1 pseudogene is annotated in these 370 nt (G+C 46.2%); it reads right to left on the reverse strand.

The window, feature by feature from the left end:
* Window positions 1-130 precede the first annotated feature (130 nt).
* A pseudogene (locus A3712_RS10055) lies at window positions 131-370 on the reverse strand (pseudouridine synthase); the annotation flags it as partial.

Here is a 370-nt window from a genome sequence, read left to right on the forward strand (position 1 = left end):
AGTGCAATAAGCGTGGAGATATATCCGAAAAAGGTAGGTGAAACGAGGGCGTGAAGTGTCGGGAGGTGGGAGAGGAGGAGCCACAAATGGTGTGACTCCTTTCATGAAGACTTGTTATTGATAAGAGTTTTTAGAACTCTGTATCAAACTGGAATTCCATCCACTCTTTGGTAACTGGGTGGTGAAGGGCAAGTCTTTCTGCGTGTAGATGAAGACGGTCAGCTTTGTTGCCATACAATCCATCACCGACGATAGGCATATGCAGCCCTTCTTCATGTGAACAGTGAACGCGTAACTGGTGTGTGCGTCCTGTTTTAGGGTGCAGATAAACCTTGGTGGTCTCTTGATTGCGTTCAATCACTTCCCATTT

Source organism: Vibrio sp. HI00D65, from assembly GCF_001635455.1.
Classification (GTDB): Bacteria; Pseudomonadota; Gammaproteobacteria; order Enterobacterales; family Vibrionaceae; genus Vibrio.